This window comes from Aquimonas sp. (genome assembly GCF_044377145.1).
Classification (GTDB): Bacteria; Pseudomonadota; Gammaproteobacteria; order Xanthomonadales; family Xanthomonadaceae; genus Aquimonas.
On sequence record NZ_JBILJQ010000013.1, the window covers coordinates 1 to 16,075 of the forward strand.

The 16,075-nt window shown below is 65.2% G+C and carries 12 protein-coding genes; 8 read left to right on the top strand and 4 right to left on the bottom strand.

From position 1 onward, the window contains the following. The first annotated feature begins 323 nt into the window (after positions 1-323). From ACIQ7H_RS06040 to ACIQ7H_RS06055, 4 genes are all read left to right on the top strand, one after another. Complete coding sequence (locus ACIQ7H_RS06040) at positions 324-3,362, top strand: WD40/YVTN/BNR-like repeat-containing protein (RefSeq protein ID WP_395789420.1); 3,039 nt, start codon at positions 324-326, stop codon at positions 3,360-3,362. A gap of 256 nt (positions 3,363-3,618) precedes the next feature. Continuing rightward, positions 3,619-4,947 (top strand): hypothetical protein, encoded by a 1,329-nt coding sequence (locus ACIQ7H_RS06045; RefSeq protein WP_395789422.1) that lies wholly within the window; start codon positions 3,619-3,621, stop codon positions 4,945-4,947. Beyond that, on the top strand, positions 4,947-5,480 hold the full coding sequence (locus ACIQ7H_RS06050) for a hypothetical protein (protein WP_395789424.1): 534 nt from the start codon (positions 4,947-4,949) through the stop codon (positions 5,478-5,480). Before ACIQ7H_RS06045 ends, ACIQ7H_RS06050 begins: the two co-directional genes overlap by 1 nt. Further along, entirely contained in the window at positions 5,477-7,498 is a 2,022-nt protein-coding gene (locus tag ACIQ7H_RS06055; protein WP_395789426.1) for an AAA family ATPase, read from the top strand. Before ACIQ7H_RS06050 ends, ACIQ7H_RS06055 begins: the two co-directional genes overlap by 4 nt. Before the next feature lie 195 nt (positions 7,499-7,693). Here ACIQ7H_RS06055 and ACIQ7H_RS06060 read toward each other — a convergent pair whose 3' ends face one another. After that, positions 7,694-8,275, bottom strand: coding sequence for a hypothetical protein (locus ACIQ7H_RS06060; protein WP_395789428.1), 582 nt, complete (start codon positions 8,273-8,275; stop codon positions 7,694-7,696). A 69-nt stretch (positions 8,276-8,344) separates the two neighbouring features. Then, entirely contained in the window at positions 8,345-10,087 is a 1,743-nt protein-coding gene (locus tag ACIQ7H_RS06065) for a family 43 glycosylhydrolase (protein ID WP_395789430.1), read from the bottom strand. 387 nt (positions 10,088-10,474) lie between these two features. Here ACIQ7H_RS06065 and ACIQ7H_RS06070 point away from each other — a divergent pair, with 387 nt between their 5' ends. From ACIQ7H_RS06070 to ACIQ7H_RS06085, 4 genes are all read left to right on the top strand, one after another. Then, positions 10,475-11,191, top strand: coding sequence for a hypothetical protein (locus ACIQ7H_RS06070; RefSeq protein ID WP_395789432.1), 717 nt, complete (start codon positions 10,475-10,477; stop codon positions 11,189-11,191). Further along, positions 11,192-11,506 (top strand): hypothetical protein, encoded by a 315-nt coding sequence (locus ACIQ7H_RS06075; protein ID WP_395789434.1) that lies wholly within the window; start codon positions 11,192-11,194, stop codon positions 11,504-11,506. A gap of 134 nt (positions 11,507-11,640) precedes the next feature. After that, a complete protein-coding gene (locus ACIQ7H_RS06080) occupies positions 11,641-12,084 on the top strand; it encodes a hypothetical protein (protein WP_395789436.1) in 444 nt (147 codons plus the stop codon). A 278-nt stretch (positions 12,085-12,362) separates the two neighbouring features. After that, the gene (locus ACIQ7H_RS06085) at positions 12,363-14,105 is read left to right on the top strand and encodes a hypothetical protein (protein ID WP_395789438.1); all 1,743 of its coding nucleotides are present in this window, start codon (positions 12,363-12,365) and stop codon (positions 14,103-14,105) included. Here ACIQ7H_RS06085 and ACIQ7H_RS06090 read toward each other — a convergent pair. Both ACIQ7H_RS06090 and ACIQ7H_RS06095 read right to left on the bottom strand, forming a co-directional pair. Further along, positions 14,089-15,348 carry a hypothetical protein gene (locus ACIQ7H_RS06090; protein ID WP_395789440.1) on the bottom strand — a complete coding sequence of 420 codons (1,260 nt, stop codon included), beginning with the start codon at positions 15,346-15,348 and terminating at the stop codon, positions 14,089-14,091. The two genes, ACIQ7H_RS06085 and ACIQ7H_RS06090, sit on opposite strands and share 17 nt — an antisense overlap. A 464-nt stretch (positions 15,349-15,812) precedes the next feature. Next, positions 15,813-15,986, bottom strand: a complete 174-nt coding sequence (locus ACIQ7H_RS06095; protein ID WP_395789442.1) for a hypothetical protein — start codon at positions 15,984-15,986, stop codon at positions 15,813-15,815. Between the last annotated feature and the right edge of the window lie 89 nt (positions 15,987-16,075).

A 16,075-nucleotide genomic window follows, 5' to 3' on the forward strand; every position in this document is an offset into this window, starting at 1 on the left:
ACGCTCTCTGGAGCCCGAGCGAAGCGAAGGCAGGTTGGGGAGAGGGTGACAACTCTCGCCGCACGTCTTCTACCCCTCTCCCCCAACCCGCCTTCGCTTCGCTCGGGCTCATCGGGCCTCAAGCTCCCACCGGGAGCTTGAGAGCGGCCCGCTTCGCTCCACAGGGGGAGAGGGGAGCAAAGCGAAGCGAGGCTTCGAAGTCAGAAGAACAGCACTTGCCACACGCCCCCCCATCTGCGAAACACCACACCTACCCTGCCCCCGCACCGCTACCCCGCCCCACACCTACCCTGCCCTCGCACCGCCACCCGGAGACCCCATCGATGCGCACTGCCCCCTGGATCGGAACCCTGCTCCTGCTCTCCTTGGCAACCCCCACAGAAGCAGCACGGCCAATCCCCGGCGCGCCCAGCACGCCCGAGCAGCGCGAAGCCGCGTGGCAGCAGCATCAGCAGATGCAGGATGCGTCGATCTTCAAGGGCCTGAACTGGCGCAGCATCGGCCCGACCGGGCAAGGCGGGCGCGTGGTGGATCTGGCCTCGGTGCCGGGCCAGCCCTACACCTTCTACGTGGCCTACGCGACCGGTGGCGTGTGGAAGACCACCAACAACGGTGGCTCGTTTGAGCCCCTCACCGATCAGCTGCCGAACACCGTGATCGGCGCGATTGCGGTGGACCCCTCAGCACCCGAAACCCTTTGGATCGGCGCCGGCGAACCGAATGCCGCGCGCTCCAACTACGGCGGCCACGGCGTGTTCGTCAGCCGCGATGGCGGCAAGAGTTTCGAGCGCAAGGGCCTCACCGGCACCGACCGCATCGCCGAGATCCTGGTCGACCCGCGCGACAGCCAGCGCGTACTCGTCGCCGCTGCAGGCAAGCTCTACACGCCCGGCGGCCAGCGCGGCATCTATCTCACCGAAGACGGCGGCAGCACCTGGACCCACGTTCTGAAACCGAACGACGACTGGACCGGCGCCAGCGACCTCGTCATCGACCCCACCCGCCCCGACGTGCTCTACGCCGCGCTGTGGACACGCACCCGCGCGCCCTGGCAGTTCACCGAAGCCGGCGACGGCTCAGGCATCTACAAATCCGAAGACGGCGGCCGCACGTGGCGTCAGCTTGCCGGTGGCCTGCCGCAGGACGCTGGCGTGGGCCGCATTGGCCTGGCCATCGCCGCCAGCCAGCCCGACACCGTCTACGCCAGCATCGACCACTGGGCCGAGCTGCCGGAGAACCTGCGCGACCTCGGCGACCGCCCGCTCTCACCGCAGCGCCTGCGCACGATGAGCAAGGACGAGTTCCTCAAGCAGGACCCCGAAGAAATCGAACGCTTCATCCGCGGCGCCGACCTGCCGGTCGAGCTCGATGCCAAGGGCCTTCTCGCGCAGGTGCGCGACGGCTCGATCACCCTGCAGCAGCTGATCAGCCGCCTCGAAGACGGCAACGACGCGCTGTTCGACAACCCGACCTGGGGCCACACCGTCTGGCGCACCGACGACGGCGGCGGCAGCTGGCGGCGCACGCATGACGAGCCCATCCGCGAAGTCACCTACACCTATGGCTACTACTTCGGCGAAATCGCGGTCGACCCCAGCGACGCCGAGCGCGTCTACACCATGGGCGTGCCGCTGATCGTCTCCGCGGATGGCGGCAAGACCTGGTCCGGCTACACCAACCATGAGAGCGTGCACGTCGACTACCAGGCGATGTGGATCGACCCCAACTTCCCGCAGCGCATCGTGGTGGGCAACGACGGCGGGCTGGACGTGAGCTACGACGCCGGCATCACCTGGCGCCGGCTCGATGCGCAGCCGCTGGGCCAGTTCTACACCATCTATGCCGACATGGCCGAGCCCTACAACGTCTACGGCGGCATGCAGGACAACGGCACCTGGAAAGGCAGCAGTCGCACCCGCTGGGAGCTGGGCGAAGACTGGTCGCCCATCAACGGCGGCGACGGCATGTGGGTGGCGGTGGACGACGAATCCGGCGACACCTACACCGGCTACCAGTTCGGCTACTACACCCGCATCGACAGCGCCGGCAAACGCCACGAAGTGCGCCCGCGCGCGCCGCTGAACGAGCCCGTGCTGCGCTACAACTGGAGCACGCCGGTGATCCTGTCGCCGCACGACGCGCGCACCGTCTACATGGCCAGCAACCGCCTGTACCGCAGCTTCGACCGCGGCCGCAGCTGGGCCGCCATCAGCCCCGACATGACCCGCTCGAAAGAGCGCGGCAATGTGCCCTTCGCCACGATCACCGCGCTGTCGGAATCACCGCTGCAGTTCGGCCGCCTCGGCGTCGGCACCGACGACGGCCATGTGCACGTGAGCCTGGATGGCGGCGTGCGCTGGCAGCAGGTGGATGCGCGGCTACCGGCCGACCGCTGGGTCAGCCGCATCGAACTCTCGCGCCACGAGGCCAACCGCATCTACCTCAGCTTGAACGGCTACCGGCAGGACGACGACCGCGTCTACCTGTACCGCAGCGACGACTTCGGCGCGAGCTGGCAGTCGATTGCCGAGGGCCTGCCCGCCGAGCCCGTCAACGTGATCCGCGAGGACACCGTCAACCCCGACCTGCTCTACGTCGGCACCGACCGCGGCGTGTACACCAGCCTGGACCGCGGCCGCAGCTGGCTGGCCCTGGACGGCGGCCTGCCCAACGTGCCCGTGCACGACCTGTTCGTACACCCGCGCGACCGCGAACTGATCGCCGGCACCCACGGCCGCAGCGCCTGGATCGTCGACGCCCTGCCCCTGCAGCAGCTCGATGCCGACGTGCGCAACAGCGCCGTGCACCTGTTCCACATCGACGACTTGAAGGCCAGCCGCGACTGGCGCCGCCGCCCCGACCCCTGGTTCGACCGCCCCGAACACCTGCCCGAACTCACCGGCACCTACTGGGCCAAAGCCGCCGGCCCCGTGCGCTTCCGCCTGCTGGACGAAAAAGACCGCCCGCTCGCCACGTTCGAGCGTGAGGCGCAGGTAGGCCTGAACAGCTTCAAGTGGAACCTGGCCCTGGACGCCGAACTCACCCTCGCCGCCGAGAAGCAGGCACTCGAAGCGCTGGACGCTGACAAGCGTGGAGAGCTGAAGCACCAGCCTTACGCGGAGTCACAGCGGCTGGGGCATCGGCTGTATCCGGTGCCGGGCAAGTACACGCTGGAGATCGCGCACGTCGATACGACCAGCCGCAGTGGGTTTGAGATCGAGGCACCGAAGTCGCAGGAGCCGCGGTGGACGCCGGCTTACAAGCTGCGGGGTGAAGGTGAGGAAGGCCGGAATCAGGATGAAGAGCGGCCTCATCCGCGGGCTGGGGCGCGGGGGCGGGGGTTTGCTATGCCGGGGAAGTAGGATCGAGGCACGGCCGGTGACGAAGCCAGTCCCTCACGGGCGGCAGCGCATCGCGCCCGGCTCGACTTGGCAGCGCAGGACTGATTGGCTGTTGCGATCCGCTGTTGCCCTTGGCCCCCGGCGCTTGCCAAAGCTAACCGGGCCCAATCGCAAGCCAGCCTTCCAAGACGTAGGCAAGCCCGACGTCTTGCCTCACGATAAGCTCAGGGTGTCCTCTCGCCCTTCGCAAGCAAACGGACCGGCCTCAAGGGGCGTTATGAACGAACTCGAATTCGACGCTGGCGTAGAGAAGATGCTGGAATCTTTACTCGCCGGGCGCTTGGTTCTGCTCGCGGGTGCAGGCCTGTCGATGGCGCCACCAAGTAACCTGCCTAGTGCTTGGACTATCGCGCAAGAGGCCAAGCGCAGGTACGACCGCACTCACGGAATGACACGGGCGCCACTGTCTGAAAATGTAGAAGAGCAAGCAGAGTATTTCTTCGCCCGCGGCGAGCTTGACGCGGTGTACTTCCGCACCCTTATTGATGCTCACGCCTTCGCTGGAAACCCCAATGAGGGGCACATCGCGATCGCGGATTTGATGTTCACAGGCGCGATCAAGTCCACTGTAACCACGAACGTGGACGTGCTCATTGAAGCTGCAGGCCAACCACTGTTTGGACAAATTGAGGTGGGACTTGACGGCCTGGAAGTGGCGACCGTTCCGTCGGGCGTATCGCCCTTACTAAAAATCCACGGCTGCCGGCAAAAGGACTCTCGGCATATGGTGTGGGCGCGAACTCAAATCACCGCGCCTCCAATTGCGGATCGAATCGCATCAAGTGCGAATTGGCTCGCGGTAAACTGGCTCAATCGCGATGTGCTCATAGTTGGCTATTGGACCGACTGGGACTACCTCAACGCAGTGTTGGCCCAGGTGCTTGACCAAGTCCAACCCACTCGAATCGTGGTTGTTGACACGGCCGTGGGGACTGATTTGCCGAGAAAGGCGCCGGCCTTGCACGCTCTGGGAGAGAAGGTACAAAACGGCTTCTACCAAGTCAGAGCCTCGGGAGCAGATTTTTTGGCAGCGCTGCGCAAGGAGTTCTCTAAGACGTTTATTCGTCGCGTCATCGGGAGCGGAATTGAGGCGTTTAAAGCAGAGAAATTCGTAGTGCCGCCGGCAATGCTGACCGAACCTCCTGACTTGGAAAACCACGAATTGTGGGCTATGCGTCGCGACTTGGCCGGTTGTCCGCCAAACTCGCCAGCTTCTTCAATGGAGCCTCCTAACGAAACAACTCTGGGCCTGACAGTTTTGAAGTTGCGGAACGCCGGTGCGGTACCCGATGGCCCCTACTGGCGACTCAACGACCAACGCATCCGCGTACTACGCACCGCCAACGAACTCTTGCATGTGGTGAAGGACGTTCGCGCCAGAGAATGTCCGCCGGCGACGGCGCCTGATGTGGTCATCGCCGTAGGAGCGGACCCCGATGGCCTGCCGGCCAACATCGCCCGGAGCAGCAGCGGGTCCAGCATTGCGCGCGGAGCCGACATTCGCTGGCTTACCCGAGGCGAAGCCACCAAGGAGCTCGGACTGTGATGAGCTTGATCTCGCTGAGTCAGCAGGTTCTCCAGGAAGCCGGGTGCGCGATCGAGTTGACAGCGCTCGGCTCGCGTGAAGTGCTGGTGTTCGAAAACGACACAGTGATGGGCTTCGTCGTGCCGTACGAAAGCTGCGAGCAACTCATTGAGGCTTGGACAATGGATTCATCCCTAGCCGTCTCAAAGTACCAGTTTGGTTTGCGCCGCGCGGAGACGAAGGCATGGAATACATATATGTTTCTTCTCACACCTGATTCGGCTGACCATTCTGCGATGATTGCTCTAGGGGCTATAGAGGAAGATCTCCGCGGAACACGAAAGGTCGTGCGCGCGCGCGTGCGCGACGGCTCGGACCTGCGAGCCGCTTTTCTACCCCTCTTGCCGCTGCAAAGCGCCCCGCGCCTCGATGCAATTGACATGCGGGACGAGATTCGGCGACGCACACCAGAACTGCCGGAGCGCGTTCTTAACGCATTCTTGTCGGATGCCGACGAAGGCGTGGTGCTGCAGGTGCTGGAGGAATTGCTGTGAGGCTAGCCTATGTAGAGTTGTGCGGATTTCGCGGCTACCGCAAGAGGCTGCGCTTGGATCTTGCCTCCGAATTCACCATAATCGACGGTCGCAACGGGGTCGGAAAGAGCACGATCTTTGACGCAGTCGAGTACGCGCTCACCGGGCACTTAAGCAAGTATCCCGGCGCCAGGGCGGATGGAGAAACGATCGCAGACTACCTGTGGTGGAAGGGCTCTGGGGAGTTGCCTGAAGACCGCTACGTAGAAGTCGGATTCATCGACGCTGAGCACGCATTTTCCGTCCGAAGATCCGAGTTCAGGGGACCCGATGACGCCGAAATTCAACGCATGACAGGGCGGCTGTGCGACGTTCAAAATTCACCAACCAATCCCATTGTGCAAGTCTGTTCCTCGACTGTCATTCGCGACGAGCACATCGCAGCACTGACACTCGACTTGAAGGAAACTGAACGCTACGCATTGCTGCGTGACGGACTGGGTGCCAACGATTCTGAACACTGGATCTCGCGTGCCGCTCAACTAGTAAGTTCGGCTAAAAAGCGTATGCAGGCTGCGCAACAAGCAGTTATACAGCAGAACTCAGAGTTGATGGCAGCTACTCGCCGCATCGATGAATTGCGTAGCAAGATCGTTGCGGACAGTGTGCTTGCCGAGGCCGTCGAGCAGTTGAGGCAATTCGCCTCCTCCACTGCACCGGTCGACGAATTGATTGGTCCCTCGCGCGAGGCAATTGCTCGCGCCGTTGCGGGTATTGAAGCAACTCAAGAGTTGGCGAATTTGGCAGATGCAGCGCTAGTTGCTCGCGAAGCCTTGCCGAATTTTCAAAGCGCGCACCTCGCCGCCAGGCAAGAGGCGGATGCAGCGGCGGACGCGCTGCGCATCCTCGAATCCCAAACCGCAAACGTTCCTTCATCCGAGGCGCTGGCGCAGCATGCCCGAGACCTAGTGGCGCTGGTGGAACTCGGGCGACGCATCGGGTTGCACAACGGCCACTGCCCGTTGTGCCACAGCGAGCATAGGCTCGACACTTTCCAGAGGGGAACGACGCTAGCCGAGGAGCTCGCGATGGCTCTCGACCAACGCGCAGCAGCCGAAGCACGACAAGCACAAGCATCGAAGCTGGCAGCAGCACGATTCCAAGCTGCGGTCTCCTCGCTCGACGAGGCTGAGGGCATCGTCTCGATGACGCTAGGGCTCATTGAGAGATTCGACGCGCTCTGTTTGGAACGAGGCTGGCCAAAGATGGTGACCTCGGCGGATTTGCTGGCAGAGTCCGAGCAAACCCGCGCGCGGGTGGCGCAGGCGCAGCGCGCGATGCGCGTTGTGGAAACGGTTCAACTCAATACTGAGCTCGATCAGGCAAAGCGCGACGAAGAGCGCGCCATGGAAAAGCTACGGTCTGTCGAGGAGCGCGCGGGTCGAGCGCGGAAGGCTGAGGTGACTGCGCAGGCGCTGCATGATGCCGCGCGGCGGGCAGCTGGCGAAACGCTCGATAGACGGCTGGATCGTGTGCTTCCACTGATGTCGGAGCTGTACAGGCGCCTGAGGCCACATCCTGTTTGGCGTGACATCGAATACTCGATTCGCGGAGATGTGCGCAAGTTTCTCAAGCTGCAGGTCGGTGACGACCTTAACCCGCAATTCTTGTTTTCGAGTGGGCAAAGGCGCGCCACTGGCCTAGCGTTTTTGCTCGCAGTGAATCTGTCCTTGGCTTGGAGCCGCTGGCGGACAATCATGCTTGATGACCCCGTGCAGCATGTCGACGATTTCCGCACGGTGCATCTGGCCGAGCTGACTGCACAGCTGGTGGCCGAGGGCAGACAGATTGTGTGTGCGGTGGAAGACTCCGCACTAGCCGAACTTTTCTGCAGAAGGTTGCCGGTGCGCAACGCCAATTCAGCCAAACATGTCACGCTCGGCTCGAGCCGAGATGGCGACCTCGGCATCGTCACGGAACGTTATCTGCCTCCACTGCCGGCTCGCGTCTTGCTGGGGCAGAGGGCGGAGGCGTCGTAACGATGAACGGGATCAGGTTCGTTTATTACTTGATCTTGGGCCATGAAAAGGGGTCAGGTTGATTCTTCCGTCGCAGGTTAAGACTCTGACCCCATTCTTCAGAACTCTTCCTCAATTAAGTTCTGGATCGACCGGAACCCGACTACCAGGGTCGGGAAGCCAGTCTTAACAAAACCCCGCAACAAAGTGACAGGCTCATCCTCTCACAAGATTGATGAGCCTGCCCCTTAAATCCGGGGTCAGGTCTTGTTTTGCCACATGCGTCCTGCTCGACGAGCTCACCGGACGCGCAACCCACCTCAAAGCCGCGGATCCACAGGCTCGCTCTTCAGCGCCAGCACGCCGAACACGCGTTCGTGTGCCCAGCACCCAGTACAGCGGTTCGCGCTCGTTGAGCCGGTGCAGCGCCTCGTGTCCCAGCACGAACTCGCGCAGGGCCAGCGCATGCCTGGGCGCCAGTGCGCGCTTTCGCAGGTTGGCGACGCTGTTCACAGGCCAGCAGTAGCGGCTGACATGTACGGCAATCTCGGCGACGCAGTGCCTCACGGAATCGCTGCGCTGGGGGAGCGTCGCGGGCAGTGCGCGGAGGTCGATGCCACGCGCTGCGGCTTTACTCACCCGCGCGAGCGACGCACGGTGCGCATGCGTGGACGCCGACCCAGTGGGCGCGGAGTGCAGGTGCAGCGGGTCGCCGGCCTGCGCGGGCCCAGGCAGCAGCTCGGCATCGAGCGCAATCCAGCCGGCGGCAAGTTCGTCCCGCAGGCCGATGGATTGCATCGCCCCGCAGCCTCGGCACAGCTCGACTCAGATCACCGCAACGCGGCAGCGCTGCACTCCCGCTCGCCCTCAGCCGCCGGACACCTCGTCCAGCGCGCGAAAGCGGAACCCGCGGAACCGCGCCTCGCCCTGCCCGGCCGCATACAGCCCGGGCTTCAGCATGTGAAAGCCGCCGCGCACGTTGTGGTGGTAGCCGGAGACTTCCATGCCGCGGTCGTAGCGGGTCCAGTGGCGGCCATCGTCGGAGGTGTCGAAGGTGACGATGTGGCGGTCGTTGCGCACGCGCATGTGCAGACGGCGCCCGTGCGGGTTGGCCGGGCGCGCGCGCTCGATGCCGTACTGGTGGGTGACAAAGCGCTCGCCATCGAAACCGAGCCCGCAGTAGAGCCGGTCGTCGTACCACAGCAGCAGGCCGGCGACGGCGCCCTCATCGATTTCGATTTCGCACTCGAACTCGTAGGCCTGTTCGCCGACCACGCAGAGCAGCGGCGGCGAACTCGACGGCGCGCTGCCGCGGGCCGCGAAGTGCAGGGTGCGATCGTCGACGCGCAGACGCTCGGCCTCGTCAGGTGCCGGGCGGAAGAAGCTCCACTGCAGGCCGTAGCGCAGCGCGCTGAAGTCATCCGACAGCGCCATGCCGTGCGGGGGCGGCTCGCGGCCGGGCGCAGGCGGGCTGGGCGCCGGCAAGGGCTGCGACAGATCGCCGCCGCCGAAGTCGAACCAGCCGTCCTCGTTCCACTGCACGGGCGCCAGCAGGCACTGCCGGCCCAGCGTCCAGAAGCCGTTCTCGTAGCCGTGGTAGACGCCCCACCAGTCGCCCTTCGGCCCTTCCACCAGGGTGGCGTGGCCGCGCGACCACCACTGTTCTGCCGCCGACCGGGTGCGCACCAGCGGGTTGCGCGGGTGGTGCTCCCACGGCCCGTGGATCGACGTCGCGCGTGCCGCGATCACCATGTGCCCGGTCGGTGGGCCGGCGGTGCCGCCGACCGCGGTGATCAGATAGAAGTACTCGCCGCGGCGGGTGATCTTCGGGCCCTCCGGTGCGAAGGCTTCGACCACCCAGTCTGGCGGGTAGCGCCAGGGGTCGTAGACGTGCTCGGGCTCACTGATGCGCGACAGCCCGTCATCAGCCAGCCGCACGCGATCGCCGCCAGACAGGAACAGCCAGCGCGAACCGTCCTCGCCGACTGCATGCCCCGGATCGATATGGTTCGGCAAGTCGAGGTCGATGGGCTCGGACCACGGCCCGCGGATGTCCTCGGCGTAGATCACCCAGCTGGTGGTCTTCGAGCCCGGGGCCGCGGTCTGCTTGGTCGGCAGGTAGATGTAGAAGCGCCCCGCGTGCTTGATCAGCTCCGGCGCCCACACCGAGCCGATGTTGCGGGTCAGCGCCGGCCCGATCGGCTGCCAGTTCAGCAGATCGCGCGAGTGCCAGATCAAGAGGCCCGGATAGGCTTCGAAGCTGGAGAAGGTCATGTAGTAGTCGTCGCCGTCCTTGACGATCGACGGGTCGGGCCGATCGCCGGAGACGATGGGGTTGAGGTAGCGGCCATCGCCATAATCAGCGCGCCGCTGGTTCTCGATTCCGCGCGCCCAGGCCGGCGGTGGGCTCTGCGGCGCGCAGTGGAGGTCGGTCGCAAGTGCACGCCGGCCCGCGCCATCGCTGGCGGCCTGTGCGCTGTCGACGCCTGCCGCGGGCGTCTTTGCGCTGGGCACAGCGTCGGCGGCGAAGGATTCGGCGGCCAGCGCGCCTGCCCCGAGCCCCAACGCGCCCAGGCTTGCCGTCTTCAACAACTCGCGTCGTGTATTCATGGGCGGGAAGACGTCCTCGGATCCGGTCAAACCGAGAAGATGCCAAAAGCTGCCACCGGTGTCATGCATAGATTCCGCCCGTACCGCCCGGTACAGCGCCCAGCAGGACCCTGCGCGGTGGCGCCATCGAGGCGAAAACGAGAACGGCGAGCACGCAGCTCGAACAATCCGCCGACCGCTGGTGGAGGGGCACGCCGGAACTCGGCGCAGACCCGGGCCACGCAGGGGCCGAGTCGCGCCGCTGCGCCACGCCGGCAGCCATCGACGCGCGAGTCCGCGACCTAAGCCGGCCTGCCCCTACAATCGCGCCGCAGCGCGGTCGGCAAAGACGCGTCGCGGGTCGCGGCGCGCGACCCTGTCCGCTTTCACTCCGACCGAGCCTTCTGCATGTTGAAGCGTCTGCTGTCCGCCCTGCTGCCGCGCGCTTACTCGGACGCGCCGGCGGCGCCCGATGCGGTCGGCGCTCTCGTCGATCACAACCACTTCGCGCCTGTGCCGATGCCCTGGCGCAGCGGCACCACGCTGCCGCTGCCCGACTGGGATCGGCTCGCGCTGCAGGAGCCCGCCGGCCTCACCGACGCGGCCCGCCATGACTGGTGGACGTCAGCCTCGGCGCACTGGCTGCTGGCGACAGGTCGCGAGCTCCCGGGCGACTATCGCCTGCGCTCAAGCCCCGATTTCCTGCTGCTGTCGAACCTGGCGGATCGGCCGGCACAGGTGTTCCTACAGTTCTGTCAGGACGTGCACCGCTGGATTCGGCGCAACCTCGGCGACATCGCCAGCGATGCCGGCCACGGCAAGCACGTGGTGATGGTGTTCGGGAGCGAGGACGACTACTACCGCTACATCAGCCACTACTACCCGGAGGAAGGCGAGTTCGCGTTGTCCTCAGGGATGTTCGTCAACGCCGGCTACGGGCACTTCGCGATGTTCGAGGGCGGCATGGAGCAGATGCAGCCGACCGTCGCGCACGAGCTGACGCACTGCCTGGTCAGCCACCTGCCGATACCGGCCTGGCTCAACGAAGGTCTGGCCACCAATACCGAGGCCGCCCTGTTTCCGCAGCTGTTCGCGCCCTCGGCCCAGCTGTACCACCCGAACTAAATGCGGCGTAAGCACGCGGCCTTCTGGAACGCCGACACCATCCAGGAGTTCTGGTCGGGCAAGTCCTTCCTGCGCACCGACGACGGCAACCTGCTGTCCTACGACCTCGCCCGACACATCACCGGGCGGGCGGCGCACGCCGAAGACCGCTTCCGCGCCTTCGTGCGCCACGCCCACCAGCGCGACGCTGGCGTCGGCGCAGAGCCGCAGCTCGGCTTTCGCATCGCCGATCTGGCCACGGCCATGCTCGGCGAAGGCGAGTGGACGCCCGATCCCGCGCGCTGGAACGAGGGCGTGGAGCGCGGGCAGTTCTAGAGGCTTGAACGGGCGCCCGCATTTCGACAGTTCTCGCGATCGCCTGATCAGCAACGAGGTGCACGCTGCGATTCCGCAGCAATGCTCGGAAAACGTCGCCTTCCACCATCCTTCGCACGCGAGCGCTCGCCCCCATGCATCGCAGTCGTCCGCCGGACACCTTCGGCCACCGCAGAGCGTCTGTGCTCTGCTGCCTGCTACTCGCCGGCTGCGTGAGCCCCGACCCGCCACTGCTCGCCACCGAATTGCCCAACGGCTACAGCTTCCGTTCGAACGGCGGCAGCTACGGATACATACGCAAGACGCCCGGCATGCTGAGCGCATTCGGTCGGCAAGACGACGGCAGCGAACGCTGGTGCGAGGAGTTCGGCTGGCAGGGTGATCTCGTGGTCTGCCGCATGAGCGATCAATCGACGCCGCAGCAGATTCGCGCACTCGGCTACTTCATCCTCGACACGCGCTCGGGGCGCGGCTGGCTGGCAGCGGATCTGCCAAGCGCCCAGCGCGATCTGAGGGCCCATGGCGTTGCGCAGTGGCCGACGCTGGCCACGCGCTTTTGGAGCACTCGCGCACGTTGAGGACCGCGCTTCGTCTCGGCCGCGTACCGACAGGCCCTGGACTGCGGAACTCGCCCCTCCATCCGTGCGCACCGGGAAGCCCGGGATCTGTCGTCTCCGCCGGTCTGCCGCCCGGCTTGAGCGTCCCGCACAGCGTGATCCACCACGGGAAGCGATGAAACCGACTGGGCGAGGCGCCAAGTGTCAGCTCTGACAGCTGGCTGAGCCCGCGCTCGGAGGCTTTATTTGGTGACGCCGATCACACTCGGCCCGTCCCCACCTTCTCCGGGAGAATCGCCATGTCGAAGCCGCAGACTCCGCTGCTTGCCGCCCTCGTTGCTGCCTTCGGCCTCAGCGCCAGCGCGGCTGCCACCGCCGGCCCGAGCGTCGCCCCAGAGGGTCTGCAGTACGTGCAGTCGAGCTGTTCGATCTCGGCGCGCGAGTTCGGCACCTGGTTCGAAGACGGACACATTGCCGCCGGCGGCGACGTCAAGTTTGCCGACAGCCTGGCCTTCCCCGAGTCGCCCAGCGCCTGCGACTTCTACAAGTGGGCGCACCAGATGTTCCTGTGGATCAACTCGCCCGAGGCCGGCGGCACGGTGCTGGACTCGCCGGTGTTCTTCGATCTGATCTTCGATTCGAATGGCGGCACCTACGTGCGCAACGGCGCCGGCGCGCCGGGCAACCGCTTCAGCCTGCGCGGCAGCAAGCCGCAACAGTTCCAGCCCGGCGGCCAGGCCGGCGGCAACGAAACCCTGCTCAGCCTAAAGGGCTCGCTGGTCTACTTCGCCACCCACGCCAATGACGTCTTCGCCTGGTTCAACACCACGATGATCAACGGCGAGATCGCGGAAAGCGCCCCGTTTCCGACCACCCAAATGGAGCTGGCTAAGATCCTGGCCTATGCCAGCCAGAACGGCAGCAACCTCAAGGACGGCAATGCGCTGACCCTGGAGCTGAAGACGGCATGGGTGGATGCCAGCACGGTCGCCGACCACAGCCAATACATCACTACGGTCGCAGCCGTGCCGCGCTATCTGAAGACCAGCAGCAGCACCTGGACCATCGACGCGAAACAGCCAACCGAGGTCAAAACGCTCGCGCTCGTTGGCATGCACGTGGTGGGGCCGGTCAAGGGCCACCCGGAAGTGGTCTGGGCCACGTTCGAGCACGAGGACAACGCGCCGAACAATGACTTCTACTTCAACAGCCTGTTCGGCCCGCGGCTCGAAGTGCCTTACAACTCGCAGGGCGATTGGAACTTCATGCAGAACGGCGGCAGCCGCGACGGCGCGCTGGTGGCGCAGATGACCGTGCAGAGCAACGGCGATCTGCAGGCCACCCAAGGCAACAGCATCCGCCCGAACGATGTGTATCGGGTCAATCCCTGGGGCAGCGCACCGACCCCGGCCTCGGCCGACAACAACAGCCAGCTGATCTCACTGAACTTCGATATCGAGCTGATGCTTGGCCTGGTCAAGGACGTGCGCGCGAACTACATCCAGGTGGGCGCGGTGTGGTCGAAGGACGGCTCGATTCCGGCCAGTGGGACCGATCCGATGCTCGCGGGCTCACTGCTGCTCGCGAACTCGACCATGGAGACCTATCACCAGGAGGACACGCCCGGCTGCTTTGGCTGTCACAACAGCGAGTTCGGTCTGAGCCACCTGCTTTCGAACAGCAACACGCCGCTGGTACCAAAGTCGCGCCGACCCCCGCTCAAGCGCCCGAGGGTCGGCGGGTACTTCTACGAGTCCAATGGACTCGTCGGCTCGCAGCAGGCCCTTTCTGCCCTGCGCCAAGCCATCGCTCGGCTTGATCACCCTGCCCTCGATTTCCGCTGCGGTGATCGCCTGTCACCAGGCCGAGGCCGTGGCCGTGGCCGCGCCCTCGCTCTCGGGCGGGTCCAGGTCGACGAAGCGGCGCTCGGTACGGCGGAACAGGCTGGCATCGGCCGCGCACAGGCGGTCGATCAGATCAAGGTGCCGGCGAGCACTTCGACATCAACCATGCGCGTAGGGCGGCTCAGCGCGCGATCTTGAGCGAGCGCGCATCGAAGTCGTAGTAGGTGACAAGTGGCAGGCCATCGGCTCCGATCGCGATCGACAGCTCCTGCGCATCGATGCCGCCTTCGAGGACCGAGCGCTGGTTGCCGGCCGAGCAGGAGGCGCTGTTGCCGCACTGGATCATCACGTTCTGTCTCTCAGTGAGATCGCGGTGGACGATCACAGGACGGCCGTTCGGCGCGAGCGCGATGGCGATGTCGACCCCCATGCTGTTGCTGGAGTCGTCAACTGTTGTGATGGTGTTGCCGCTGGTGCAGGTCGCATTGCCGCACTTCACGACCTTCACGGCCCGTGCCGTGATGTCGCGGTACGCGATGACCGGGAAGCCGTCAGTGCCGATCACCATGGCGTTGAAGTCGCCAACCGCATTGGCGGGATCGTCGACAGTCGAGACGACGTTGCCGCTGGTGCAGGCCAGGTTGCCGCACTTCACCGTCTTCAGGGCGAAGTTAAGCGCGGTGCTGGTGTTGTAGGAAACGATCGGCAGGCCGTCGCCGCCGACCTTGATGGCCGTGTTCTGGCCCGAGTTGACCACCGTGTCCGCGCCGCTGAGCGTGCTGGTCTGGTTGGCGGCACTGCAGGCGGCGTTGCCGCACTTCACCAGCTTCAGGGTGCCGAGTGAACTGTTGAAGTAGCTGACGATCGGCAGCCCGTCGGAGCCAATCGTGATCGACGAGTAGGTCGAGACGTCCTGGGGGGTCTGGTCGTCGATGTTCGTGATCACGTTCGCGCTGCTGCAGGCGGCATTGCCGCACTTGACCACCTTCATCGAGCCGGCGGGACGACTGGCGTAGCTGATGACCGGCAGTCCGTCGGGCCCGATGGCGATCGAGGTGCCCGTGCTCGCGATATCCGTGCCCTGGTTGTCGACCGTGGTGATCTGGGCGGGGCCTGCGCAGCGGGCATCGCTGCACTTGGCGACCCGGAGGAAGCTGGTCGTCGCATCGCTGGCCATGTAGCTGATGACGGGGAAGCCGTCGCTGCCGATCGCGATCGAGGACCAACGACCGGCGAGCACGGCAGCTGTACCCGGGCCATCCACGATGCTGCTTCGCCCCTCGAAGCCGTTGCCGAACACGAACGGCCCCTGCCCTGCCGCGCCCTCCACTTGGGGTGCCGCGGCAGCGGCCCCACCGGAGAAAGCCGCCAGTACCGCACAGGCCGCCACCGCGAACTGCCAAGCGCGAAGCGCTCGGGAGCGCGGCTTACTCGCGGGCACATCAACGCAGCTCGTGTGTCTATGGATGGGTGTCATTTCGTAGGGTCTCCAGGCAATCGAGGCGTGTTCTTGCCGAGCGTTGGCGCTTCTCGAGCAGTAATGTGAACGAATATTACGCCAAGGCTCGATGGGCTGACGCCTCTCATCGCCAAGCCTGCCTGCCTGCCAGAAGCAGAGGGGCCGACCGACTGGGCCATCGCGTGAAGGGGTGTCCCGGACCAGGTCGTGTTCTTCCAGATGCCTGAGCCCTCACGGGCGAGGCACGTTCTACCTCAAAGCCGCGGGCTCTCAAAAGGCAGAGGCCTTGCCAAGACGCTTGGCGTTGCTTGACGAAGCCCGGCTGTTTGCAGGAGCGAGCTTGCTCGCGACGCGCAGGGTGGGTGCAGGGCGCAGGCTGCGGTCGCCTGCAAGCAGGCTCTTACCAAGAGCGCGAGCGACACAATCCTAGTGTATTCAGGAGCACCTCATCCGCCACGCGGGGCTGGGACGCTCTCCAGCGCCAGCACACCGAACGCGCATACATACACCCAGTACAGCGGTTCGCGCTCATTGAGCCGGTGCATTGCCTCGTGCCGCAGCATGTATTCGCGCAGGGCCAGCGCGCTTCGTCGCCAGCCCGCGCTGGCTTGGCCGCGCATAGACGCTCTATCAGCTGCAGGTGCCAGCGGTAGCCCTGCTCCAGCGTCGCAGCGCGCTCGTAGGCGAGCAGGTGTTTCGTAATCCGCAG

Excerpts from the sequence above, each read along its gene's own strand:
- ACIQ7H_RS06040 (WP_395789420.1), top strand. The coding sequence starts at position 324 with ATGCGCACTGCCCCCTGGATCGGAACCCTGCTCCTGCTCTCCTTGGCA.
- ACIQ7H_RS06045 (WP_395789422.1), top strand. The coding sequence starts at position 3,619 with ATGAACGAACTCGAATTCGACGCTGGCGTAGAGAAGATGCTGGAATCT.
- ACIQ7H_RS06050 (WP_395789424.1), top strand. The coding sequence starts at position 4,947 with ATGAGCTTGATCTCGCTGAGTCAGCAGGTTCTCCAGGAAGCCGGGTGC.
- ACIQ7H_RS06060 (WP_395789428.1), bottom strand. The coding sequence starts at position 8,275 with ATGCAATCCATCGGCCTGCGGGACGAACTTGCCGCCGGCTGGATTGCG.
- ACIQ7H_RS06065 (WP_395789430.1), bottom strand. The coding sequence starts at position 10,087 with ATGAATACACGACGCGAGTTGTTGAAGACGGCAAGCCTGGGCGCGTTG.
- ACIQ7H_RS06070 (WP_395789432.1), top strand. The coding sequence starts at position 10,475 with ATGTTGAAGCGTCTGCTGTCCGCCCTGCTGCCGCGCGCTTACTCGGAC.
- ACIQ7H_RS06075 (WP_395789434.1), top strand. The coding sequence starts at position 11,192 with ATGCGGCGTAAGCACGCGGCCTTCTGGAACGCCGACACCATCCAGGAG.
- ACIQ7H_RS06080 (WP_395789436.1), top strand. The coding sequence starts at position 11,641 with ATGCATCGCAGTCGTCCGCCGGACACCTTCGGCCACCGCAGAGCGTCT.
- ACIQ7H_RS06085 (WP_395789438.1), top strand. The coding sequence starts at position 12,363 with ATGTCGAAGCCGCAGACTCCGCTGCTTGCCGCCCTCGTTGCTGCCTTC.
- ACIQ7H_RS06095 (WP_395789442.1), bottom strand. The coding sequence starts at position 15,986 with ATGCGCGGCCAAGCCAGCGCGGGCTGGCGACGAAGCGCGCTGGCCCTG.